The sequence below is a fragment of the Hyunsoonleella flava genome (genome assembly GCF_004310325.1).
In the GTDB taxonomy this organism is placed as follows: Bacteria; Bacteroidota; Bacteroidia; order Flavobacteriales; family Flavobacteriaceae; genus Jejuia; species Jejuia flava.
Genome location: NZ_SIRT01000006.1, coordinates 42,063 through 67,501, shown reverse-complemented (window position 1 = coordinate 67,501; position 25,439 = coordinate 42,063). Strand labels below are relative to the sequence as shown.

Annotated in this window: 23 protein-coding genes; 2 read left to right on the top strand and 21 right to left on the bottom strand. The window is 32.4% G+C overall.

What is annotated here, in order from left to right; all coding sequences use genetic code 11:
* Positions 1 to 9 precede the first annotated feature (9 nt).
* Complete coding sequence (locus EYD45_RS08890; protein ID WP_130964190.1) at positions 10 to 738, bottom strand: CDP-alcohol phosphatidyltransferase family protein; 729 nt, start codon at positions 736 to 738, stop codon at positions 10 to 12.
* Between the two features lie 192 nt (positions 739 to 930).
* On the opposite strand from EYD45_RS08890, the gene EYD45_RS08885 reads away from it, so the two are divergent.
* Together EYD45_RS08885 and EYD45_RS08880 are read left to right on the top strand one after the other, a co-directional pair.
* Positions 931 to 2,001, top strand: a complete 1,071-nt coding sequence (locus tag EYD45_RS08885; RefSeq protein ID WP_233702593.1) for a putative type IX sorting system protein PorV2 — start codon at positions 931 to 933, stop codon at positions 1,999 to 2,001.
* Positions 1,998 to 3,179 (top strand): lipoprotein N-acyltransferase Lnb domain-containing protein, encoded by a 1,182-nt coding sequence (locus tag EYD45_RS08880; protein ID WP_233702591.1) that lies wholly within the window; start codon positions 1,998 to 2,000, stop codon positions 3,177 to 3,179. The genes EYD45_RS08885 and EYD45_RS08880 overlap by 4 nt, the downstream gene beginning before the upstream one ends.
* Here the strand turns inward: EYD45_RS08880 and EYD45_RS08875 are convergent.
* The 20 genes from EYD45_RS08875 to EYD45_RS08780 are packed head-to-tail and all read right to left on the bottom strand — an operon-like array spanning position 3,166 to position 25,211.
* Positions 3,166 to 4,557, bottom strand: a complete 1,392-nt coding sequence (locus tag EYD45_RS08875; RefSeq protein WP_130964188.1) for a sugar transferase — start codon at positions 4,555 to 4,557, stop codon at positions 3,166 to 3,168. The two genes, EYD45_RS08880 and EYD45_RS08875, sit on opposite strands and share 14 nt — an antisense overlap.
* A gap of 54 nt (positions 4,558 to 4,611) precedes the next feature.
* Positions 4,612 to 5,622 (bottom strand): glycosyltransferase family 4 protein, encoded by a 1,011-nt coding sequence (locus tag EYD45_RS08870; protein WP_130964187.1) that lies wholly within the window; start codon positions 5,620 to 5,622, stop codon positions 4,612 to 4,614.
* A gap of 6 nt (positions 5,623 to 5,628) precedes the next feature.
* On the bottom strand, positions 5,629 to 7,218 hold the full coding sequence (locus tag EYD45_RS08865) for a hypothetical protein (protein ID WP_130964186.1): 1,590 nt from the start codon (positions 7,216 to 7,218) through the stop codon (positions 5,629 to 5,631).
* Entirely contained in the window at positions 7,215 to 8,153 is a 939-nt protein-coding gene (locus EYD45_RS08860) for a glycosyltransferase family 2 protein (protein WP_130964185.1), read from the bottom strand. The genes EYD45_RS08865 and EYD45_RS08860 overlap by 4 nt, the downstream gene beginning before the upstream one ends.
* The gene (locus EYD45_RS08855) at positions 8,137 to 9,468 is read right to left on the bottom strand and encodes an O-antigen ligase family protein (RefSeq protein WP_130964184.1); all 1,332 of its coding nucleotides are present in this window, start codon (positions 9,466 to 9,468) and stop codon (positions 8,137 to 8,139) included. The genes EYD45_RS08860 and EYD45_RS08855 overlap by 17 nt, the downstream gene beginning before the upstream one ends.
* A gap of 6 nt (positions 9,469 to 9,474) precedes the next feature.
* Positions 9,475 to 10,548: a glycosyltransferase gene (locus EYD45_RS08850; protein ID WP_130964183.1), complete on the bottom strand. Its 1,074-nt coding sequence runs from the start codon at positions 10,546 to 10,548 to the stop codon at positions 9,475 to 9,477.
* The gene (locus EYD45_RS08845; protein WP_130964182.1) at positions 10,548 to 11,666 is read right to left on the bottom strand and encodes a glycosyltransferase family 4 protein; all 1,119 of its coding nucleotides are present in this window, start codon (positions 11,664 to 11,666) and stop codon (positions 10,548 to 10,550) included. Before EYD45_RS08845 ends, EYD45_RS08850 begins: the two co-directional genes overlap by 1 nt.
* Positions 11,667 to 11,678: 12 nt before the next feature.
* Positions 11,679 to 12,461 carry an FkbM family methyltransferase gene (locus EYD45_RS08840; protein WP_165453912.1) on the bottom strand — a complete coding sequence of 261 codons (783 nt, stop codon included), beginning with the start codon at positions 12,459 to 12,461 and terminating at the stop codon, positions 11,679 to 11,681.
* The gene (locus EYD45_RS08835) at positions 12,454 to 13,461 is read right to left on the bottom strand and encodes a glycosyltransferase family 2 protein (protein WP_130964180.1); all 1,008 of its coding nucleotides are present in this window, start codon (positions 13,459 to 13,461) and stop codon (positions 12,454 to 12,456) included. The genes EYD45_RS08840 and EYD45_RS08835 overlap by 8 nt, the downstream gene beginning before the upstream one ends.
* Complete coding sequence (locus tag EYD45_RS08830; protein WP_130964179.1) at positions 13,461 to 14,495, bottom strand: hypothetical protein; 1,035 nt, start codon at positions 14,493 to 14,495, stop codon at positions 13,461 to 13,463. Before EYD45_RS08830 ends, EYD45_RS08835 begins: the two co-directional genes overlap by 1 nt.
* Before the next feature lie 4 nt (positions 14,496 to 14,499).
* Positions 14,500 to 16,041 (bottom strand): glycosyltransferase family 2 protein, encoded by a 1,542-nt coding sequence (locus tag EYD45_RS08825; protein ID WP_130964178.1) that lies wholly within the window; start codon positions 16,039 to 16,041, stop codon positions 14,500 to 14,502.
* Positions 16,038 to 16,967 carry a hypothetical protein gene (locus EYD45_RS08820; RefSeq protein WP_130964177.1) on the bottom strand — a complete coding sequence of 310 codons (930 nt, stop codon included), beginning with the start codon at positions 16,965 to 16,967 and terminating at the stop codon, positions 16,038 to 16,040. Before EYD45_RS08820 ends, EYD45_RS08825 begins: the two co-directional genes overlap by 4 nt.
* A gap of 27 nt (positions 16,968 to 16,994) precedes the next feature.
* On the bottom strand, positions 16,995 to 18,152 hold the full coding sequence (locus EYD45_RS08815) for a glycosyltransferase family 4 protein (RefSeq protein ID WP_130964176.1): 1,158 nt from the start codon (positions 18,150 to 18,152) through the stop codon (positions 16,995 to 16,997).
* Positions 18,153 to 18,164: 12 nt separating this feature from the next.
* Positions 18,165 to 19,277: a dTDP-4-amino-4,6-dideoxygalactose transaminase gene (gene rffA, locus EYD45_RS08810; RefSeq protein WP_130964175.1), complete on the bottom strand. Its 1,113-nt coding sequence runs from the start codon at positions 19,275 to 19,277 to the stop codon at positions 18,165 to 18,167.
* Positions 19,274 to 20,155 carry a methionyl-tRNA formyltransferase gene (locus EYD45_RS08805; protein WP_130964174.1) on the bottom strand — a complete coding sequence of 294 codons (882 nt, stop codon included), beginning with the start codon at positions 20,153 to 20,155 and terminating at the stop codon, positions 19,274 to 19,276. Before EYD45_RS08805 ends, rffA begins: the two co-directional genes overlap by 4 nt.
* On the bottom strand, positions 20,155 to 21,093 hold the full coding sequence (locus tag EYD45_RS08800) for a glycosyltransferase family 2 protein (RefSeq protein WP_130964173.1): 939 nt from the start codon (positions 21,091 to 21,093) through the stop codon (positions 20,155 to 20,157). The genes EYD45_RS08805 and EYD45_RS08800 overlap by 1 nt, the downstream gene beginning before the upstream one ends.
* Entirely contained in the window at positions 21,094 to 21,762 is a 669-nt protein-coding gene (locus EYD45_RS08795; protein ID WP_130964172.1) for a class I SAM-dependent methyltransferase, read from the bottom strand.
* Entirely contained in the window at positions 21,763 to 23,157 is a 1,395-nt protein-coding gene (locus tag EYD45_RS08790; protein ID WP_130964171.1) for a glycosyltransferase family protein, read from the bottom strand.
* Between the two features lie 12 nt (positions 23,158 to 23,169).
* Positions 23,170 to 24,045 carry an N-acetylneuraminate synthase family protein gene (locus EYD45_RS08785; RefSeq protein WP_130964170.1) on the bottom strand — a complete coding sequence of 292 codons (876 nt, stop codon included), beginning with the start codon at positions 24,043 to 24,045 and terminating at the stop codon, positions 23,170 to 23,172.
* A gap of 11 nt (positions 24,046 to 24,056) precedes the next feature.
* Positions 24,057 to 25,211: an acylneuraminate cytidylyltransferase gene (locus tag EYD45_RS08780; RefSeq protein WP_130964169.1), complete on the bottom strand. Its 1,155-nt coding sequence runs from the start codon at positions 25,209 to 25,211 to the stop codon at positions 24,057 to 24,059.
* Positions 25,212 to 25,439 lie beyond the last annotated feature (228 nt).

Below are 25,439 nucleotides of genomic sequence, written 5' to 3'. Positions count from 1 at the left end.
CCTGTGAAATTATTTTGAGGTTAAATTATCTAAAACCGACATTGCAATATATAGCAAAATAATTACTGGAATTGCTGCAAAATGAAGTACGATAAGCAATACCACACACAAAATGATAAAGATATATCGTGTGGCGTTGGTCTTAAAACTATAGTCTTTAAATTTTAGGGTAAACAACTTAATATTTGAATTTAAAATCCAACAGCTAAAAATTGTAACACCTATTAAAAACCATTTATTTAATATGATACCGTTAATGGTGTCATTATTTTGAAATTCTAGAATTAGAGGTAGAGAAATGATTAATAGCGCGTTTGCAGGTGTTGGTAATCCTTTAAAATAGCTTTGTTGCTCTGTATCTATATTGAATTTTGCTAGACGATAAGCCGAGGCTAGTGTAATCGCAAGTCCTATGATAGAAAAAGTTGTAACACCAAACAGAATATCTGCACTATCTCTTTCAACCCAATCTAATTCTGCAATTTGAAATAATTTATACATCACCAAACCTGGTACCAAACCACTTGTAACAACATCTGCCAAAGAATCCAATTGTAACCCTAATTCACTTTGTACATTTAAAGCCCTGGCTGCAAAACCATCAAAGAAATCAAAAAATATCCCTAAAAAAACGAATAATGCGGCACCAACGAAATTATCGTTCAAAACATAAATCACTGCGATACTACCACAAAATAAGTTAAGAAGTGTAAGTGCATTAGGTATGTATTGCTTCATAGAGTGAAATATTTTGGTAAAAATAGCAAACTATTTTTCTTAGTTGCAAGAAACAAAATTTATCCACAAAATTGTAGCTCTAAACAACAAATAATACCGACAATCGTTATATGTACGCGCGTGATGCCTCCTTTTCAAACTAAATTTTATGATAAAACTGGTATAATGTGCATCTTTGTAAAAAAATTGCGATTGAGACATTACATTACTGTATTATTTAGCGTAATAGCGTTGTCCGCCTCCAGTCAAACCGTTAGAAAGTATTCCAACGAATTTATGAATATAGGTGTGGACGCTGCCGCTTTAGGCATGAGTAGTGCCGTTACAGCTCATTCCGCTGATGTAAATTCTGGATATTGGAATCCTGCAGGCTTGGTCAATATAGAAGACAATCAATTGGCTTTGATGCATTCAAGTTATTTTGCAAATATTGCTAATTACGATTATGCTGGTTTCGCTATGCCATTGGACGATAGAAGTGCCGTTGGTATTTCCCTAATACGTTTTGCCGTAGATGATATTTTAAACACAACTCAACTTATTGATGAACAAGGGAATATCAATTATGATAGAATAAGTTTATTCTCTACTGCCGATTATGGATTGACGTTTTCCTATGCTAGAAAATTACCCGTACAAGGCTTGAATTATGGCGTAAATGCTAAGGTAATTCGTAGAATTATTGGTGATTTTGCATCTTCTTGGGGTTTTGGTTTAGATGCGGGCATACAATTTGAAACCAACAACGATTGGAGATTTGGTGTTATGGCTAGAGATATCACCACTACTTTTAATGCTTGGGCCATTGATGAAGGTGAATTTGCAACCATAAGAGATGCTGTTGAAGGACAAAACCAAGAACTTCCGGAGACAACCGAAATCACCATTCCTAAATTGCAAATAGGGATTTCTAAGTTAATAACATTTCATTACGATTACACACTTTTAGCATCAGCTAATTTGAACGTTAGGTTTGAAGAAAACAATGATATATTTTCATCATCATTTGCTAGTATAAATCCTGCTTTAGGTTTTGAATTTGGATATGTTGGCATGGTGTATCTTCGCGGAGGTGTGGGCAATTTTCAAAATGAACTACAGATTGACAATTCTGAACAGCTAAGTTTTCAACCAAGTTTTGGCGTAGGGTTTAAATATAATGGTGTACAAATTGACTATGCATTCACAGATATTGGCGATCAAAGTATCGCATTGTACTCCAATGTGTTTTCCTTAAAACTTGATTTTAGTATCTTTAGATGATGCGATATTATTTCTTATTACTAGCCTTCTTCTTTTCCTTTTTTCTTCAGGCCCAAGAACTTTCAGAAAGTGCCGAAATAAGTGTGCTCACTATAGGCCCAGGTAAATCCTTAAACGATGCATTTGGCCATAGTGGATTTAGGATTCAAGATAGCGCAAAAGGCTTAGATCTAGTATTTAACTATGGTGTTTACGATTTTGAGGCTCCAAATTTCATATTAAAATTTGCTCAAGGCAAGCTTAATTATTTAATCGGGTTAAATCGATTTGATGATTTTTATAGAGTTTATACTAATGAAAACAGAGGTATTAAACAGCAAACCCTAAATTTATCACAAGCTGAAAAACAAAAGCTTTTTGATTACCTATTAGACAATTACAAGCCAGAAAACAGAAGGTATTTATACGATTTTCTATTTGATAACTGTGCTACAAAAATTAAAGATGTTACGAATATAACTTGTAATAATTCCATAAAGTTTAATATCCCTAATAGTTATGAGGAAGTGACTTTTAGAACACTCATACAAGAAAACTTAAACCGTAATTCATGGGGAAGTCTTGGAATAGATTTAGCCTTAGGTGCAGTTATTGATAGAAAAGCCACTCCTGAACAGCATATGTTTCTGCCTAAAAACATTCATGCGTTTTTTGAAAAAGCCACAAAAGGTATCAAACAAGAACCTCTGGTTAAAAAAAGCAGCGTATTGTTTACCGCATATAAGCAAGATTCAAATTCAAACTTTATACTCAGTCCGTTATTTGTATTTGGAATTCTAGGATTAATTATCATTTTTATCACTTACAAAGACAAAAAAAACCAACAACGCACAAAATTATTAGACATACTTATTGTTGTTTTTACCGGTTTAGCGGGCATCATTATTTTATTATTATGGTTTGCAACCGATCATCAAACTACACAAAACAACTATAATTTGTTATGGGCTAATCCATTAAATCTTATAGTACTGTTTCAAGTTTTTAAGAACAAAATGAGCAATTGGTTTAACAAGTATTCAAAGTTTCTTTTGATTTTGCTTTGTCTTATGGCTTTTCATTGGATAACTGGAGTTCAGGTGTTTGCAATAGGATTAATACCCTTGCTAATCGCCCTTTTTATTAGGTATCTCTATTTAATGAAATATTCTAGAACAAAAAGCGCTACTGCCCTCTAAAAAATATTACCGTACTCAACGTTTTTACCAAAATGTTAACATCCAGTACAAAGCTTCTGTGCTTAATATAAAACAAATCGTATTGAAGTTTTAGCAAGCTATCATCAACTGACGAGCCATATCTGGTTTTTACTTGTGCCCAACCAGTTAAACCAGGCTTTACTATATGTCTGGTTTCATAAAATGGCAAAATTTGGGATAATTCCCTAACAAAATGCGGACGCTCGGGCCTTGGCCCAATAAGGCTCATTTCACCTTTTATCACATTAATAAATTGAGGTATTTCGTCAATTCGCGTATTTCGCATAAACTTTCCAAATGGTGTAATCCTAACATCGTTTTTCTTGGCCCAAACAGCACCATCCTTTTCTGCATCTTTAACCATGGTTCTATACTTAATAATACTAAAAAGATTTCCATTTTTTCCTATGCGCTCTTGCGTATAAAGTAACGGCCCTCTATTGGCAATTAAGTTTCCTAAAAGTACAATTGGTACAAATAATAAACCCAGAATTATTCCAAGAGTAGAAATCAAAATATCAAAAAAGCGATGAAAAAATAAATACATCTTATTTTGATTACTGCGACTAAAAGGGAAATACTTATAAAAATCCTTTCCAACAAACTGCACTGGAACCCGTTGCGTTAATTCCTCATAAACTTGAGTGTATTCCTTAATTGGCAATCCACCTTCAAGAAGTGTAATTAAATCTGTGTAAATATCAGGAGTAATATTTTCTGAATTGTAACTCGCCACTACAACTTCGGAAATATTCTCATCTTTTATGATTTGGTAAATTTGCTTTGGGTGATATTCTCGTAACCCTTTAAACTTCACTTTTTCACTTTTATTGATCTCACAATTAATGAAGCCCACTATTTTATAATTAGGATCGGCATCATTAAACGTTTTTAAAATTGTGGTAATATTTGAGGTTTCGCCTACCAATAAGGCCTTTTTATAAAACCTAGGGGAAGTAACAAAGTTTATGTAAGCAAAGCGCCAAATAAGCAATGCCCCCAGGATAGAAACAAAAAAATACAGTATTTGTAATCTGTTTTCTGGTAATACTGGCGTTAAAAAAGGGGTTAACAAATAGAATAATACTGTAGTAGATGTGGTAAGCAATACATTTACCCAAACTTTTTCAAACTTACTGGAATTCTGCAAATCGTACAATTCGAAAATAGAACCAAAGACTGCAATATATAATACCAAAACGAGTATCCATGTCCAATTTTCTTTAGTGACTGAAAAGTAATCAAACTCAAAAAAATTACCTACAAGATATAGTAATGACAGTACCACAACAACATCAAAAATCCGCAATAAGATTTTACGTTCTGAAATATTAAAATGTATACTATTCTTAGGCATTGGACGGGAGAGGCTTAATAGCCTTCCAAATATAACAAGTAATTTTATATAATGTTAAGAAAGAATAGAAATCCATTGGTTTTTTACAACCTTCCAATCAAACTGTTCCACTTTTTCTCTTGCATTAATTGTGATTTGTTCAACTAGAGAGGCATCATTTTTCAATCTTAAAATAGCAGCCATAAATGCCTCAACATCGTCAGGTTTTACTAAAATTCCATCAATATAGTCTTTAATCAAAAAGGGCAATCCACCTACATTTGTTGATACTACTGGCAAACCTAAAGCCATGGCTTCAACTATGCTAATGGGCATATTATCAATGTTAGAGGTATTTATGAAAATATTAAAACTTTCTGCTTTTTTATGCCATTCTTCTTTTGATAATTTTCCGGTAAACTCCACATCCAGATTCAAACTGTCTGCATATGCCTTTACTGTTTTAAGGCTTCCATCATTATCAGGCCCTATCATACATAAACTAGCGTTTATATCATCATCTTTAAGTAGTTTTAGGATTTTAACCGCTAATTTAGGGTTGTACAAATTTGAGAACGAACGCACCCATAGTAAATGAATGTCGTTCAATTTGCGTTCCTTAAAACCATAATTTTGTAGTTCAATTGTATTGGGGATATGACTAATATTCTTATACCCTGCTTTTTCGAAAAAGGACAATAAATACCTTGAGGGCGCAATATTAACATGTGCATTTTTAAAAATTTGTGATGAAAACTTTGGAGATCTCTTTAATCGATTTGGCAAGTTACCACCGTGAAGAATAGGAACATATTTCAACTTAAAATACTTGCACAATCTACTGCATAAATAGGCGTAGTAGAAATTATAAGTACTATAGGTATCAATCAGTACATAATCGATAGATTTTCTATAATTGATGATATGATATAGCATATCCAACAATCGCAAAAACTTATTCTTTTTACTTGAAGCTATTGTAACATTAAAACCCTCAGAACGCAATAAAACACTCAACGTATCTATGGTTGTAGCTGTTTTATTTTTGTTTGATAGCTGATTGCCTATGTAAAGAATGTTCTTCAATTGAAACTAGAGCTTATATAGTTTTAATTTTCCTTCCGTATGGATTAGTTCACATTGTTCAATCTTATTGGGTGTTACATAATAATCTGTCCCAAATAATTTGAGATAATTTATGACCTCATCCATGGTTTTAAAATTATTGATTTTTTGCAGACGTTCTTGCCACTCCATAAAACGTTTTGGGTTACCTTCAATAAGCATTGAAGTTCCTTTTCCATCAAAAATTATAGATCTTTTGGTGGCACCTCTTAATATGTAGCTACCACAGATAACGTCATCAATATTAGTGTTTTCAGCAATAAATTTTGCCATTTTATCTATTGCTAATTCCTTATCTTTCTCTGTAGTAAATGCACTTAGGTTATGAGGTAAAATTGATTTTGAAATGTCATCACCAAAAAAAGGTATTGATGTAAATGCATCACTTTCACTAAATACTAATAAGCACATATATAATGCAAAAACTACGGGTAACACTTTTTGAGGTACTGCTTTAGAAAATAGATAGTCTAACACATACGCTAAAGCAAAAAAACCAGGAATAATAGCAACTTTTTGCATGCGTATTAATTGAAAAGACATTCTTAAATTCATATCAAACGTGCTATTGATAGCTCGCTCTACGGGAATACTTAAACTAGGAATTACAACGAGTAAAATGGTCAACATCAACAGTATTTTAGGCTTTCTAATATCTGATTTTGTCTTGACTGCAATAATCAAAAAGCATATTAATGGTACAATGAAAAATAAGCTTTTAAAACTAAGCCATTGCTTTAAGAACAAAATAGGATTCCTGAAATACTCTGGGATTCTAATAATAAATGCTTCATTAAAAGCATTCAAATCATAGGTTACTTCAGCTGATGTTTTTCCAAAATAGGTAAGAACAAATGGCAAAACTCCTAAACATAGTGCTGTAATTAAAAGCAGTAATTTTGAAAATGAGAAGACGCCTCTATAATCTGAATAATATTTTAATAAAAGCCCTACAAACAATATAAAAGCTAAAACGCCTCCAAGACCTGTAATAGGATGAAAATTAAAGATTAATCCAATGGCAAAACTTGCCAAAACTAAATTCTGAAACTTTTTTGAAATTAATAAATAAGGTATGGGTAGTAATGTAATGTAGACAGTTCTGGGCATGATAGTCCACAAATCTGAAATACCCCAAATTTCTAGTCCTGGCAACCACACAACTCCTCTAATCATAACAGATACCAGAAGAGCCGCCCAATAATTGTTAACAAATTTATACAATAAAAAAAACCAAAGAATGCCAAAAAGCAAATGACAAATAAAACCTAAAACGTTTATAGCTTGTACATAGTTATTGTTTGTGAATTTTGCAATAAACCTAAGTGTTTGAACATAAAACGGAGTGTAGTACTTCACATTATTAATATCGTTTACATACAAGTCATTTTTAAAAAGCTCTGGATTATCAAACTTTTGGGCTACCGGAATAATATTTTGAATATCAGAAGACAACTCGCTATAGTTTGCGTTCAAATTGTCTAAATAATAAGCAACTGCTATGGTTAAATTTAAACCAATTACCAGAGCTATTTTTTGCTTATTTAGCGTTTTCATTTTGCAGATTTAGGAGCTTTTATGATATCATAATGTATGGCCTGAAGCAATAATTGAAATCCTAAAATTATGGTAAGCGTTACTAGCATTATGGTTCCTGTTGGTGCGAAGATATCTTTTGAACTATAAAACCACCATGTATAAATCCCGTAAATGAATCCAAATAAAAATAACGGTATTCCTAGAAGCAAATACACTGATGACATGTTAAAATCATAAACAAAATAAGTTTTCACGATACGTTTCACGAATGTTTTAAAAAGCCTTGGTAAAAATACAAAAGGCATTTTCCAAACGCTCATATTAGAGGTTTCATCTGCATAAATAGCAGGCATGGGAACATCACTTATTCTAGCCTCTTGAAAATATAATTCAGCAATTAAAGATGTTTCGAAGTAATAACGATTTGAAATATTCTTGAAGTTTAAATTCTTGAGGGTTTTAACTTCAACAGCAAAGAAACCGTTGGTTGGGTCAAAATTATTCCAATATCCGGTGGCTGCTTTCACTAAAAATGACAATAGCAGATTCCCTATTTTCCTGGTAAATGGCATACTATGTAATGCCTTAAAATCCCTGAACCTATTTCCTTTGGCATACTCAGATTTTTCATCAATTAACGGCTGCACTAAATCCTTTATGTAGCTGGTATCCATTTGGTCATCTGCATCAACTTTTACAATTATATCCATCTTATCGGCAATAGCCTTTTTAAAACCTTCTTTTGTAGCACCTCCAACACCTAAATTGGTTTCATTTTTAATAATAACAACTTTATTGTTTTCATTCAAAATATTAGGTATCGGCTCATTACCGCAATCATCTACTATATAAATAGTGCTTATAAAGTCTGGCAACTTATTAACCACATTTTGTATATGTTGGGCGGCATTGTAGTAAGGTATAACTACGGCTATTTTACTTTTTTCTAGCATTCAAAAAATAATAACGTGGTGCTATCAACATCACTGTGATTAACAAAAAGTATCCTAAAATAGTAAATAACGAACGGTAAATATATAAATGTTCGCCAAAAAACAAGGTTACCAACATGGCAACTATTAAGCCATTTAAAACTGATTTTAATGACTTTGCTCTTCCAAATTTAAGGAACAAATAATTACTTATCCACTTAAAATAAAAGAATAGGCCTACCAAACCTACTTCGTTAATTAGACTTAAATAAATATTATGAGCTGAAAATTGTATGAGTAGTCTATTGTTTAATCCGATGCCTAAAGGTATGATTAATGGATTCTCTAAAAGATAATACAAATAACGTATAGATAACTGTTTTCGTCCTGAGCCTAAATCCTCATAAAGCTCCCCTACATCCAAGTTTTGACCTGTAAGTAAACGCGGGTCGCTCACTTTATTAACCACCCTGTTTTCTATTGTAGTAGTAATGGTTTCAATAAGTTCTAAATTTAGGAAGAATGCTACTATTACTCCCAAAGAAATGATTAACGATAGTCCAAAAAACTTCCTTGTTCTTAACACAAATAAATAGCAAATAAAAACTATGAGAGCTAAATATGTTGTTCTTGAACCTGAAACCCCAATTGTAGCAAATGAAATTAGCAAAGCACTAATATTTAATATTTTATTGATTTTTAATTGAGGTTGTAATAAAAGACCTGTGGCAAATACGAATGAGAATAACATATTCATACCAAGGTTTATTTTATTGGGACCCAATGCGCCAGATAAAAAACCTCCATAGGACATTTTATAAACGTCATTCCATAAAAATGGTACAAGACCTGCATGTTGAGCAAAAACTAAGAGCCCTTCGGCAATCGCCAATATAAGCACTAAGCTCGCCGCAGTTTTATAATTAGAGCGTTTTCGTAAATACATCGCCATAAGTATAGCTGTATAAAAAAACACTATAAGGTGGTAGTAATACAGACAGGTTTGAACAAACCACAAAGGTCTCGCCTTATATAGGCTAAATATTAAGTTGAATATTAAACTAAATCCAGCCCATAAAATGAAGGTATGCATGTATTTAAAATAAGACTTAGATTTAATATAAACCCTAAATAGCTTGAGATTATTAAATACAATAAACAATATTACCAAACCTGTAATATCATAGAGTCTAAGCTCGTTTTCGCCTATGGCACTATACTTTAAAGCAGGCAGATTATAGAAATATGAAATGACCATTAACGCAAGAGCTATTTTAACGTAAACCGATTTAAATAGAAGCTCTATTCGCTTATTAATATATTCTGATTTGGTCATCAATTCTTAAATAGATTGATAGGTATCTATTACTTTTTTAATAATAGTTTGATTTGAAAAATCCTTTAATACCTTTAATTTCAAATGTTCTCCTGCCAATTTAGCTTTTTCAGGGTTATTAATATATAATTCAATCGCATTTTTTAATTCAAAACTATTTTGTGGCTCTACCAACTGCCCTTCCCTATTGTTTGATATTACCAAGCTACAATCACCAACATCTGTAGCAACTACCGGTAATCCAACAAGTCCATATTCTAATAAAGCGATTGGCAAACCTTCTGATTTTGAAGATAAAACGCCAATTTCACACTGTTTTAGGGTCGCTGACACATCGGGACATGAACCATAAAGAAACACTTTATTCTTAAGTTCTTGGTTTTCAATATGCGCCTTTATAGTTTCAGAATAATCATCTTCAAAATCTTTGCCTATCAAATGTAAACTCCAATCCTTAAAACCCTTATTTATTTCCTTAAATGCCTTCAAAAGCGTTAAATGGTCCTTTTGAGGTCTAAGGTTTGCCAAACATAAAATGCGTTTACCTGAAACACCTTTTAATTCTGTTACTAGGGTTTCAGAATCATCTAGTTCCGCAAAATTTGGTAAATATGCTATGGATTTTGTTTTCAAATTATGCTCTGACCACGCTTTTAATTTAGAATTCACGCAAAAAATATGATCAAAATATTTTGAACAAAGCTTTAAAACGGTTTTTGGTCTTGAATCCAAAAACTCACTTTGTCCGTAATGGTCATGCCAAATAACCTTCAATTTAGGACGTGAAATTTTTGCTACAGTGGCAATAAAAAATGAAGTGGCATGGGCATGAACGTGTGTTATACCGTTATTTCTTATAAATTTATTTAGCCTTTTGATTGCTTTTAAATCTAATGTAGATTTCCTTTTTAAAAAAAGATATCCTACCTCTATGCTCAAACTTTGCCTTAATGGGCCTTCTTTTCTTGTTGTGCATAAAAATGACGCATCAACAGCACCAACTAGTGCATTGGCGAAATTTACTGCAATACGCTCCGCTCCACCAGCCTCCATAGTATCAATAAGTTGCAGTATTCTCATTAGGTTATAATTAGTTTTTTTATCTCTTCTTCAAAAGCCTCCAAAGTATACTTTTGCGACCATACCGCAGCAGATTTAGACATTTTTAACAATACATCTTGTTGCCTTAAATGATTTTCTATGGCACTTACAGCTTCATTCAATTTACTAGAAATTAAAATACCTCTCTTACCATAATCCAACATAAAAGGTACACATGAAATGGAAGTAGCGATTGGTATAACGCCAAAAAACATAGCCTCTGCAATGGCCTTTGGCCAACCCTCAGATTTTGAAGCCAAAATGCTAAAATGAGCTGTTTGCAGTACCTGTTTGATGACTTCATTTTTTTGATTGCCATGAAATACTACACTTTTATCTAGATGATTTGCATTGCAATATTCTATCAATTCCTGTTTCAAAACACCTTCTCCGTATAAATCTAGGGTAACTTTACAGTTCTTTTTTACCAACTGTTCCACTATATGAATTGCTAGTAGAGGTCTCTTTCCTTCTACAAGACTACCCACAAACACAAATTTAATTTCACCTGAATAATTTCTATTTTTTGGTTCAATTTTGTCGGTTTCGCTATATGTAGCTGTAAAAAAAGGTTTTATGTTTTTTGATTGGTTTTGCCATTTGCCATACACAATAGCCGTCATATTTTTTATAAAACCTGTACTTGATAATATTCGCTTTTGGAATCTGTAACTCAAGGGTTGGGAAGCCTTTGGGTCCCAATTACCCGCATACTTAGCGGTTTTAACTTTTTTGGGAAAGCAAATTTGCACCAAGCATCCCAATAAGCCAATATTACCAGGACATCGTAGATGGATATGATCTGCTCTTTTGCAAGCTTTATACAATTTCAAAAAAATTAAAGGCAAAGAAAGTAATGACAGAAGACTTCTCCCTAAGGTTATAAATGCTATTGACGGTATTTTAGTGAATGTAATATCGTCGTGTTTGTAAGCCATGTCAATTACAGAAGGCGGCTCATTCGTTATTGGTGCAACAATTTCAACCTCATCAACGTACTTTAGCCATAAATTCATTTCTCTCACATAAGGCGCATACGCATACCATACCTTATTTTTAGGTTTATGCACGACATGAGTAATGATTAAAAAGCGCATTATCTGGATTTATTATTTTACACTATTTCCTGCATACACTATTATTTCTCCATCATCAAAAAACTCTGTTTTAAATGGATAATTCAGATGTTTGAAAAAACGTTCTACAGCAATATATGTTAACTTTTTATCGACCATATGATAACTAGCTATGGCAAAATTGGGTTTTAACTTTTCTATGGTTTTTACAGCGCCTTCCAATGCCTTTATTTCTGCTCCCTCAATATCCATTTTTATAAAATCTAATTTATTTAGGTTTTGAAGTTCTACAAAATCATCAATTGAAATACCTTGAATCGTAACTTGTTTTGATTTTTCATCTTCATAAAAGATAGAGGAACCTACATTTCCAGCCTCAAAAAATTGTAACGTTTCACTCTTATTCCAAAGTCCTTTTTTTACAACGTCTATGTTTTCAACCTCAGTGTTTAAATCTAAATTTTTCTTTAACAGCCCTGTATTGACCGAGTCTGGTTCAAATGAAAACACCTTTCCTCTTACTCCAACTTTTTGTGAATAAATGATGGACAACGCCCCCTCATTTGCTCCAGCATCAAAAACGACATTGTCTTTTTCAATTTTATAATATTTTTCATATTTATCAATGTCATGAACTAAAAAGTATAATGGCTTTTTTGTAATTGCATTCCACTTCCCTTCTTCAGAAGTATGATAATTGTCTAACTCTTTTGAAAACACATACTTCCTATTTTGAAAGTTGTAATATTTTAGTTTTGCAATTTCTATAAAAGATTTTGGCAAAAACTTATAAAAAAAACCCTTTACATTATTCATCGACATATGGTTTTGGTTTTGTGAAAACTAGTGTAAAAATACCATAAAGCCTTCCTAATGTTTCAAAAAGCGCCTGTCTTTTTTGCTTGGTACTAATTATATTTAAGCCTCTAATAAAGGTAAGCAAAAGAGACGTTGAAACCCATTTTAAAATTGTTTTAAAACTTGGATTAGAATACTTAACACGCCACACGTACCACCCATTCCTCACAACCATTTTGCCATACTTAAAGTATCTTGGACGACCTGAATTATCGTGATAATGCGCTAATTTTGCCTTTGTATTAATATATAGCTTTCCCAATTTAGAAATACGTAAAGAAAAATCTGTATCCTCATAAAGGCCATAACCTTCAAAATAAGCAGAGAATTTTAGTTTTTTAAACACTTTTACTCTATAGCTAGAAACACCTCCCATTATCTGCTCCACCTGATAAATTTTACCTGAAGGTGGCAAAAAACTAACCGAACGCCCATGTGCAAATGTAGGTAGATAACCTGGTGGGACATCTGGTTGTAAACCTAATTTCCTCCTTATTCTAAACCTTAAGGGTTCGTTGCGCATCCATCCATCATAATAGAATTTTGCTTTGTTATTTTTCTTATCTCTTGGCTTCCATAATACTTCATTGGTAATGTATCCACCAACGGCAAGCGCTTCAGGATAAGCATTATATGTCCCTATTAAATTCTTAAAATAATTAGGTTCTAAGATGACGTCATCATCTAAAAAGCAAATAATTTCGGAGGTTTTACTTCTTTGTTCTATACCAAAATTTCGCTGTTTTGTTAAACCTCTTACTGCATCATCTACCTTAAAATACTTTAAGAATTTATATTTACTCTCCAAATGAAGCGCTTTGGTTTCCTTGTTCTTTGATCCATCAATAATCAAAATTTCGTTTGGATAGAGCGTTTGTTTTTTTACCGAATCTAAGAGTGCAACCAACGCTCCTGGTCTCATATAAGTACATATTATTAGTGAAAACGGTAAACTCATTATTTTAACTCGGATTTAAAAAGCTCGTAAATCTCTAAAAAAAACGCTTCTTTATTTAAAGTATTTAACCACATATTTCTATTAGAAACTTGCATAGCTTCAAATTGATTGTCTGTTAAACTATTATGGAATTCTAAGATATGTTGTGATACAGGTTTTTTACTATTTTTATCTATTATCAAACAATGTTTGAACCAGTCGACTTTGTGATCTAATGGAAATCTACAATCAGTATTTATAACAACAGGGATGCGACCAACAGCTAAAGTTTCATAAAATCTCACTGAAAAATTCCCTACACCGCGCAAACAAAACGTATAGGCATTTTCATAAATATTCTCATAAAACACTTTAGAGGTTTCAGTTTGTGTTAATTTAGAATTTAAGCCTGCACGGTACTTATTTCTAAGAACAAATTGAGTATTTAAGTTCTTATTTTGTGCTATCTCTCTTAAATACTTGGCACGTTTAACACTTGATGGATAAAACGATTGTTTATCAGCAAGTTTATTTTTGAAAGTTCTCTCAAATTTAAATTTCAAGAAATTCATATACTCTTTTAAATACTTTAGTATTCCTGATTTGGCATGCCCTACAAACCCAATACTTGGTTTAGTTTGTTTTTTGAGTGGAGAAAAACCTTGTTTTAAAAATGAATTGTACGGATCGTTAATAAAAGCTGGCAGAATAAATGTTTTATTATTTAGCTTGCTATCAAAACCCCCTGACCTGAATGTATACATATTTGGAATATGGGTAGTAAAACCATAGTCTCCTGCAGTAAAAGTCCAAATAGTTTTATGATGCGCTCTTGCAATTGTGTTTAGTTCTGTAAATGCCTTTCTGGATGTACTGTAAAAAGTGCTATAATCAATAGGTAGCACTACAATATGAGCAGATTTTATATCATCGACAATTTTATAGCATTGCATTAAACTTTCATTTTCCTTGAAAACCAATTCAAATAATAACGGAAACAACTTGGATCTGTATTGTTCGGTTAAAAAGGATGTATCTGTAAAAAGCTTTAACATCAATCTAAGACTGGATTTTATGGCACCAATGCATACTCTGCTGCCATTGTTTATTATACTGTTTTATAAACTTGAAAGGACTTCTTATTTTGCCGCTTTTATAAAGACGTAAACCTAACAATAATTTATAACCCAGTATTTGCTGTTCAGTGAAATAATTTTGATACAATAATTGAATGGTAGGCGATGGTTTTGGCTGCACTTCGTCAGTCTCCCATAGTTGTTTCACTTTAGTTCTGTAACCGCCTATTGGTGCCTTTAAATGTGTAATTTTTATATCTGCAAAGTAAACTACATCATGACCTAGATGTCTCAATTGCATTCCAAAATCATTATCCTCTCCGTAATTAAATTCATATTTTAAATTGAATTTAACTTTGTCTAAAATACTAGATTTAACAATACTATTTCCTGCGCCAAAAATACTAGTTTGAGCCGTTTTTAAATACGTTTGTTGCTCATTTTGTTGCAAATAAACCGTAGTTCCTACAGTTACTCCATATTTTTCTATATTTTCAAAAATATCTTTGAGTAATGAAGGTTTAAATCTGTTATCATCGTCCCCCAGAAACGTCCACTCACTTTCTACAAGTGCCATCCCAACATTACGTGCATTACAAACACCTGTTTTATGTGTAAAGATGTGCTTTATTTTAAATGGCCAATCTTCATTTTTTATGTAGTCTAGTTCAGAAACCGAACCCATCACAGGATTTTGTTCTACAATAATTACAGTTTTAGGTACTAAAGCTTGATTTGACAAATCCTTTAAAACATCGTACAAATATTGTTTTCTACCAATGGTAGGGATTACAACATCTATTTCTCGGTTTTTAACAACAGTTTTGGTTGAATTAACGGCTATATTTTCTAAAGAAAAATTGGTGTTTAGTTGTTTGTAAATCAATGACTTTATAAGAGGTAATAATTTCAACTTTTTCTCATAAATCAAAAAACAAGCAAATAGAAAAAATACCCAAACCCATTTGTAATGTTGTTTTACAAATTTGAACAGTTGAAAAGACGAGGCTCTCTCGCCTTTATATTGTAAAAGCGCACCTTTCACTATAAGCTTGGGTTCAGAATAGCAAAACAAACCCTCCGCCATAGATCTTTTAGCCAACGAGTTTAAAAAATAGTCAAAATCCAAATTGAAATTTAAGTCGTCTTTTAAATTATGTATAACACTTGCATGCACTCCGCCTACAGAACTATGCATTAACCATGTGGGATAGCTAACAGTTTTATTGATTTTTAGAAAGAACGAACGTTCAATATATCCTATCTGTTTTGGCAAAGTAGTTATCTCAGAAGGATTGTATGAAGCCAAAACTCGATTATGATGGAAAATAGTAGGGAATTCAGATATATTTAAATCTTGTAAGTAGCTTTTATGGCACCAAACAATCAGCTCATCAGGACATTTTTCGGAAAGTATTTTCAGAGATTCAGTAACTGGTCGTTCTCCACATGAAACGTCAATAGGATGCAGGTTAGCATCTAATATTTCCGTAGTTACTTTATCTTGATGTACAATTATCATCATACCTCTAAACACTCAAAGTTTACATTTCCAATTATGGCAGCATATTTAGAAAAACTACTATTATACATTGGCTTTACCTTCAAAAAATACACTTTTTTACTTTTTGAAATCATAAAAAAATCTATCATTGTTTTTAAATGACCTTCAATACCTGAACGCATTTCGAAATTATCCATATGAAACGGGTTGCCTTCAATTGTATTAATCTCTACTTGCTGTTTTATGTGCTTGATAAAGTTAATACTATCAGAGAACAAATAAGCCTTTTGTTGCTCTTCTGCCTTTACTCTATTGATAATCTGCAATAGCACATCGCATAGCCTATTTTTTTCTTCTGCTGAAAGCTTTTTGCTTGTAGTATCTTTAAAATCCCCCATTAAACTTGTAAACCGAGAATGAAATGCTATAAAAGGTTCTGTTGAAATTGTATTGAGTTTTTCCTCCAGGAAATCACTTTTCTTAAATAATTGGTTGAAACCTTCTCGCCATTTTTTTTCTAAATCGTCTTGATTTAATTCAGGAAAAATACTTTTGGAGTAATCGATATTTGCATAAACGTAAAACTGACTCGCATTTGATTTCTTTATGACGGCCAATGGGTTTGCGTTAAAATTATTGATAAAATATAGACATCTAGTTTTGGTAGGATGCCATTTTACATTGCTTCTTTTAAACTTCCAATCTATAGCATTGGGTTGCAAAAAAACATCTAATTCGAATGGCGTATCAAACAAAATCTTGAAATCATACCCCAATGCCTTTGCTATTAAATAAAACGAGACAATTCCTTTTAATCTATCTACCAACCCGCCATGAGGAAACAATCCATCAAAGCAAACAACTATTTGCTTAGTTTTAATAGGCTTTAAACTAAAATGCTTTGAATAATATAAAAACAGCATAATCTGTTTCTTCTTTTTACTCAAAAATTGTTTTAGCCTTTTTAAAGTCATTTATGCTTTGCTTTCTGAAATTACTGCCTTATAAAAATTTATATTTTCGATTGCAATGTTCTTTATATCAAAAGTGGATTCTACTTTTTGTTTTGCGGACTTTCCAATGTTTAAACATAAGGATTTATCCTTAAAAAGATGCACGATTTGTTCAGCATAGACTTTTGTTTCAGTTGGATGAATTAGATAACCATTGATGCCATCGTCAATTATTTCATTTGCCCAACCAATATTTGTGTTTACCACAGGTTTTTGTAATGCCATACTTTCTACTGTTACCATACCAAAAGTTTCAGCAAAACTAGGAAACGCACAAACATGAGCGTTTTTAATATGATTTTTGATTTGGGAATATGGTATTTTCCTTAAATATCTGGTATTAGCTTTAGCTGCATCCGAAAACGCCTCTAGCATCAATTTATAAGTAGAATTAGAACCTGTTTTTATATCAAAACTATCACTTCCAATTAGCACTAGTTTAGCATCGGGTTCCTCTTCGATTACAGCATTAAAGATTTTCGCTAATTCTAAAACACCTTTCTTTCGAATAAGTGTACCAATATATAACAGTGTTTTTTCTTCGAAGCTATGTGGGTTTCCATTATTGAAATAATCAAGATCTACACCATTGGGAATTACTGATATTTTGCTTTCATTTAAAGAAAATAATGTAGCTGTTTGTTGCTTTGTGAAATTGGTTGGGGATATAAAAGCCACCGCTTTTTTTAATGCTACCTTTTCAAATACAAAATTCTTGAATTTTTGTTTTCTGTTTTCCAGCTTACAGAAATAAGCATCGGTACCATGAAATCTGATAACCAGTGGTATTTTAAATTTCATAAAAACAGTTATACCTGTCCAATCCGGTGCCTCAAGGATATCAATATTTTCTTTTGAAACAGTTGCGTTAATATAATTTTGAAGAAATTTTCGATAAAAATACCATGTACCAATTTTAAATTTTTTTTTGGGTACGATATGAAAAACAACACCATTCTCCTCAAAAACAGCTGATGTATTTTGATGATATACGAAAATGGTTACTTGAATCCCCTTCTCTACCAAAGCCTCCACTAAGTTTTTTACACTTGTACCAATTCCTGCACTCGAGGATACTTTTGGATGTGGATATTCTGGTGTTAAAAAGGCTATTTTCACTAAATATTGTATTTAATATGAAATTAAATGCTCTACCACTTTGGCTATATCAAGCTCATAAAACATAGGTAGACGTAATAATCTTTCTGAAAATTTATCACTATTTGGTAATGTTCTACCATCATGCTTATCCTTATAAAACTCACTACTGTGTAAACTTAAATAATGAAAAACCGATAGGATATCTTTTGTTTTTAAATGTTGAATAATTGCATCGCGCTGTTCTATTGTTTTACAAACCAAATAAAACATGTGAGCATTATTGGTTTCCCTTTTTGGTTCTGGCATTAATTGGATCTCATGTTTTTTAGCCCAGTCTCCTAAAGAATCATTATAAAAATGCCAAAGTTCCAATCTCCTTTTCTGAATAGTATCAATATTCTCAATTTGAGCCCAAAGAAAAGCTGCTATAATTTCAGAAGGTAAAAAAGAAGATCCGGTATCTACCCAACCATATTTGTTGACTTCTCCTCTAAAAAACTCTGCTCTATTTGTTCCTTTTTCCCAAATAATTTCGGCACGATTTACAAATCGATCATCATTAATTGCCAATAATCCGCCTTCTCCCGAAATTATATTTTTTGTTTCATGAAATGAAAAGGTCGCCATATGCCCAATAGACCCTAAATATTTACCATTAAATTTTGAACCAATAGCTTGGGCAGCATCTTCAATTACCAATAAATTGTATGTATTAGCAATAGCCATAATAGTGTTCATTTTACAGGATACACCAGCATAATGCACTACCACTATTGCTTTAGTTTTATCGTTTATAAGCCCTTCAAGCTTTGTTTCATCAATATTGGGATTATCAGCTTTAGAATCAGCAAAAACTATTTTTGCACCTTGCCTAACAAAAGCCAATGCCGAGGACACGAAGGTATAACTTGGAACAATAACTTCATCTCCTGGGCTTATATTAGCCAATATTGCACACATCTCTAAAGCATCTGTGCATGAGGTAGTAAGTAGTGCTTTTTTAAACCCAAAATTGTTCTCAAAAAAGGTTTGACATCTTTTTGTATAATATCCATTTCCTGAAATCATACCGCGCTCAACAGCATCCTTTATATACGTGGTTTCTTTTCCAGTAAAATATGGTTTATTAAACGGTATTTTCATTCAAATCTATTTCTAAATACTTTTAAAGGAAAGATACTTTTATTGGTACTATTGTAACTTGCCTCTTCTATTAGCAATAGCCCCTTTTCACAAACAACTACAGGTTTACCTTCCTTCAAGAAAATTGTTTTACCAACGTCTCTATTTTCTATTTCAACATCCTGTATTTCTTTAACTTTTTTTACTGTTATACTTTCATTCTTTAAAGTAGTTTGTGCGCCTTTATATGGGTAACCTGTAGCATTTACAAATCTTTCAATATAAGAAGCCTCTTTTTTCCAATCTATCTTATAGTCTTGCTCATCAAGCCATAAACTATAAGACGCTTTACTTTCATCTTGAGCTGTAGCTTCTAAACTACTATTCTCTTTTATTTCTTTGAAAATATCTAAAACAATTCGCTGATATAAAGTACTTATCTTTGATATAGCATCAGCTATTGTTATAGGATACTGTACCTCAATTTTTTCATTGCATATTATATCTCCGGTATCATATGCTTCTGAAGCGAATAAAGCAGTTACACCTATATATTGTTCACCATTTTTCAAAGCATTTACCAAAGGAGCGAAACCTCTATATTTTGGTAAAATAGAATCGTGTAAAACAATTAACTTTTTATTATCTGGCAAATCTATTAACCACCTCCATGAAACGGCAATATTATATGCTGATTTTACAGTAAAATTTTCTGTTCTATAATAAAAGGTTAGCTTTTCTTTTTTGCAAAGCTCTACAATTTCTTCACTATAATCATTAATTACATTTTTGTCTGTTCCTACTATTACAGCGTCAATATCTTTTAAATAAGCGTTTTCGATCAAACAATTTAAAACAGCTAAACCTTTTTTTGACATTAAAAACAGTGTAATTCCCATTATTCTATGTTTATCGTTTTATCAATAATATAAACTGGTCTATTTTTAGTTTGATTAAAAATCTTACCTACATAAATACCCGTTACCCCAATGATGGTGATGATAACACCTGATAAAAACCATATAGAAACAATTAACGAACTATAACCTAAAACTTCAATATTTCCTTGAAAATACTGATAGATGGTATAAATTCCTGAGACGAATGATAGCAAGGAAATTAACATTCCAAATTTCACAAATATTTTTAAGGGTTTATTAGAAAACGAAATAATTGTATTAAATGCCAATGATACTAATGCTGAAACGGAATAAGAAGACTTACCATCCTCTCTTCTGCCATGCTCTACCTCAATGGCAGTGGTATCATACCCAACAAACTTTACAAAAAGCGGAAAATACTTTATATAATCGTTCACTTCTAAGATAGAAGCTATAACTTTTTGTTTATAAATACCAAAATTAGCCACAGTATTATCGTAATTAGTATCTGTAAAAAAACTATATATCTTGGCATAGACTTTTGAAGTTAATCTTTTGAAAAAACCATCTTTTCTATCTTTTCTTTGGGCTAACACAACATCAAATCCTTCCTGTGCTTTATTATACAGTTTCTCTACTTCTTTTGGTTGATCCTGTAAATCGCAATCCATAACCACAACCCAATTCCCTTGTGCTAGAGACAATCCCGCCATAATTGCTGGGTGTTGTCCAAAGTTTTTACTTAACCTAATACTTTTAACTTCGGTATGTTTTGTTGACAAGGATGTCATAACGCTCCAGCTATCATCAGGACTTCGGTCATCAACAAGAATAATCTCATAAGACTTACCCAACTTTACCATAACTTTTTGAATCGCTTCTACAAGTTCTTCAATTATGGTTTCAGCTCTATATACAGGACTGACAAATGATATTTCTGGCTGATTATGATTCATTTATTGTCTTTCTAAGGTCATTTCAACACATTTTGGCTCGCCATTACTTGCATATCCTCCAGAAGGATTTTCTTCAATAAAGACTAAATTAAATAATGTACTGCATCTTTCAATGAAGTTATATACTTTTTCGTGATGCAAATGCATATCATGAAACTCAAAAACCAATGCTGAAAACCTATTTAAGTTTTCTATTATTTCATCTAAAAAGTCGTATTCCCCTCCTTCAATATCTAGTTTTAATAAAACTTTGCTATCTCTATTAATTTTAGGTTCTATTAGTTTGAATATCCGCTCTGGCTTCTTTAACCATAGTTTTAAATGGCTGCAACGTTTCTGCTTAATAAGATAGTTAAAAATGAGCGTGTTAAACAAATATCTTGTTTTATCTAGCTTTTTAAAAAACAGTCGAGCTAAGCCTTTAGATATCAACTTTATACCAGAAACAGTAGGGTCTACCATAACAATGTCAATCTCTTTGTTAAACCGAAATATGTCATATTCAAATTCAACATTATATGAAATACCACCACTAAACAGAATATCCGAAGCCTTAATCGTCTTAGGATTTAAGTAATAACCACCATCGTCTATACTGCCAAACCTGAAAAGCGCATTGTCTTCAACTAAAAACTTGTCTTTTATATTTTTATAATAGTTATCCAACATTTATTTTAATATGGTATCTATTGATTTCCAAATGGTTTCAGAAGCTTTGGTTGGTGTTTTACCTACAATAACCTCGTACCACTTTTTCCCTTCTGCTACATTTGATAGTTCGCCATCAAGAATGTTTTTAACCAAACCTTCAAGATCCTTTTTATCAGTACAAAATACTGCAGCTTTATCACTAGGCATACTTCTAAAATGCACGTATTTGTAATTCTGACCAATATCACGAATGCCTTTTTTCAGTTGTGGTTGCTCGTAATTATAATAGATACAAGGTTTATCATGCGCCACAAAATCAAAAACTGTTGATGAACACACATTGGTTACAAATTCACTATGCTCACAAACATTATACAGCATCTTAAAATCCTCTTTAGCCGGCAATATTTCGTTCCAATGTTCTCCTACCTGTTTCCAAATGGGGTCTACAACTTCAATAATATCTTTATTTGCTTCAATTACAGCATTATACCTTGAGGTAAAATCAACAGGACACTTTCTATAAATTATGCCCAAGTTATACCCTTTTGAATTTAAACTTCTAACGGTATTTGCTAAATCTTCAAGATAATACTGATCCAAAGGCGAGGTGGTTTCATCATCACCTGAATAACAAATATATTTTTTATTTATGTCTAAATTATAGGCTTCAAAGAATTCTGTTCTGCTCAATTTTAAACTTTTATCGTAATGCGGCTCAAATTGGGGGGTACCAGTCACAAAAATTTGCTCGTCCTTTACAAATGGATAATACTGCAAGACTTCGCGCTTCATGTGTTCGCTCCACACGCAATAATAATCGGTCTCAACAACTTGCATCGCCTTTGGCACATTATCCCAAGAATATACAAAAGCCACTGTTGGAATTCCTAAATCCTTCGCAGCCAATAAGGCACTAATAGATTGTGTAGCGCGTTGAGTTGTACAAAAAATTAAATCTGGCTTATGCTCTTCTAGTTGTGCCTTACAATAAGCATACTTGGGATTTTTACGTTCAAGATTATTTATTTTTTTTCTTATGTTTTCTATACCTTTTTCTGAACTGTAGAACCCTATTAAAAGTTTAGTATATAGCGTTTTAAAACTATTTTTGAAACCCTTGTAATTAAAAGGAAACTTGTAGGTAGGATACACATCATCCTTGAACTTGCTTTTTGACACATTTAGTTCACATCTTTTTCTAGCCCTTGAATATATAGGTGTTAAAGGATGTAACTGATGATTTTCAATCTTTACTTCGTTGAATCCTAAATTGTCTTTTAGCGAGAATACTGTATTATTCCAATAGGTAATATCAAAACCCATCTTTTCACCAATATCCTTAAAATTGGTAAAGGCAAAATTTCTTAATCCAACACCATCAGGAAAAAAAACAAAGACCTTTTTTTTCATAAACCTTTCAAATTAGCCTTTTTGGTTTTTTAACTTATCGCGCTGAATTTGTTCTATTGGTAAAATATCTTGACGCTTAAAACTCAAAGCTTTATGAACTGCCCTTAAATCCCGTGATAACTTTCTAAGCCCCATAGGCTCTAAAGAAGCAGCATGATCTGTTCCCTTCCACGTTCTATCCAAAGTATAATGACGCTCTATAATATTGGCTCCTAAAGTATATGCAGCAACATCCACTGCAATGCCTAAATGATGCCCCGAAAAGCCAATATGCTTTACATCGCTACCGTATTTGTCAATAAGCAAATTAATATCTAATAAACAAACATCTTCAAACGGTACAGGATATCCTGATGTGCAATTGTACAATACCAAATCCTGATTTCTTTTATGATTTTTGAAAAACGACACTAAATCATCAATCTCCAATTTGGTTGTCATACCCGTTGAAATATGTATCTCACCTTTATAATTTTCGCAAAGCCATTCTAACAATTTTACATTGTTATTGCAAGCTGATGGGATTTTTATGAATTTAAGATTTAAAGATGCTATTTCTTTTGCAGATGTTACATCCCAAACAGATGTAGAATAGTCAATACCAATATCTTCACAAAATGCTTTTAAATCCTTGTGTTGCTCTAAATTGAATTCTAAAAACTCTCTATGTGCACCATACGTTTTTCCATAAGAGTTTGCGGGGTTAGGGTGCGGTTGATGATACTGCGCTTCAGTTAATAATTCTTTATTATTCCGCTTTTGAAATTTTACAGCATCTGCATCACAAAATATTTTAGCCACTTTTATCAGCTCCTTGGCTATTTCCATATCTCCTTTGTGATTACAACCAATCTCTGCTATAACATAAGGGGGTTTGTAGGTATTCATAGAGTTTATAACTAAAAACGTTTATTGTAGTTTTTAATGAATTGACACGCCTCTCGTATGGCACCTGATCCTGAGTTTTTAGACAGGACTATATCTGCCACTCGCTTTATTTCATCCATTGCATTATTTGGAGCAAAGGACCAACCAACACTACAAATATTGGTCATATCATTTACATCGTCACCGATGTAAGCCACATTGTTTAGCGAGAATTTTTGACTTACAGCCAATGATTGCAGTAAGGTAAATTTATCCTTTACACCTAAAAACACTTTAGGAATTTGAAGTTTCTGCATACGTTTTGCTACTAATTCAGACTGCTCACTTGTCATCACCATAACCTCAACACCAAATTGTCTTAAAATTTCAAGTCCCATACCATCGCGCATATCAAACCTCTTAGTGTGCTCACCTTCTTTGGTATAAGAAATTGTGCCATCAGTAAATACACCATCTACGTCCAACACAAAGTGTGTTATTTTTTCAGGACGTTTTGTGTGCTTTTGCCTTTCAATTAATAAATTCTCAACTACGGTCCAGTCCTGTTCAGAATCAATTTCATGAAGACTTTCCTCTGGCATTTTTACCACTGCTATATCACCTCCCAGTCGGTTTTTATGTTTTTGAAGCACCTGTTTCTTACAGCAATACACAGCACCATTTTCTATCGATAAACCTTCAAAATCTTGTCTTCTAGGACGTTTCTCGTAGTTGTAGTTTACTGGTGTACCATCTTCATTCCAAACAAATCTATGTGTTTTTACTACGGTTAATGCTGAATCTTTACCATTGTCTATTTCATTTAAACAATTCTCAATATCCATTGCTTTTGTAAAGGGAGACGTGGCTTGTAATAGGCAAAATACATCAAAATCAAAATCTGTTTTCTCTGCAAATTCCAACATGGCACTTTCTGTTGAAGCCGAATCGGTTGCTGAAATATCAGAGCGTTTTAAAGCCTTTACTTTATCGGTGTAATGATATTCCTTTTCAATAAAACTGATGATAGAATCGTCATCGGTGTATACATAAACAGTATCTAGGCTAGATAAAATAGCTTCTCCCAAAACCCATGTAAAAAGTGGTCTTCCCACCATTTTACGCTTGTTTTTTCCAAGAATTCCTTTAGAATTTTTTCTTAAAGGGATAAAACCGATTTTTTTCATAGAGGCAAATCATTGAATCTTCTGTAATTATCGCTAAAATACACTTTTTTTAGGATGAAAGTAATGTTTTTATGGATAAAAGGCCACCTACTCGACCTTTTCAAGGCTGATATCAGAATACTTTATACATATTTTAATTACTTTTGAAGAAATGTTTGGTAATGCGTAAAGCACTTGAAACATCTTTTTGGAACTCAAGAAGATTACTTGATATATCCTTTATTTCTA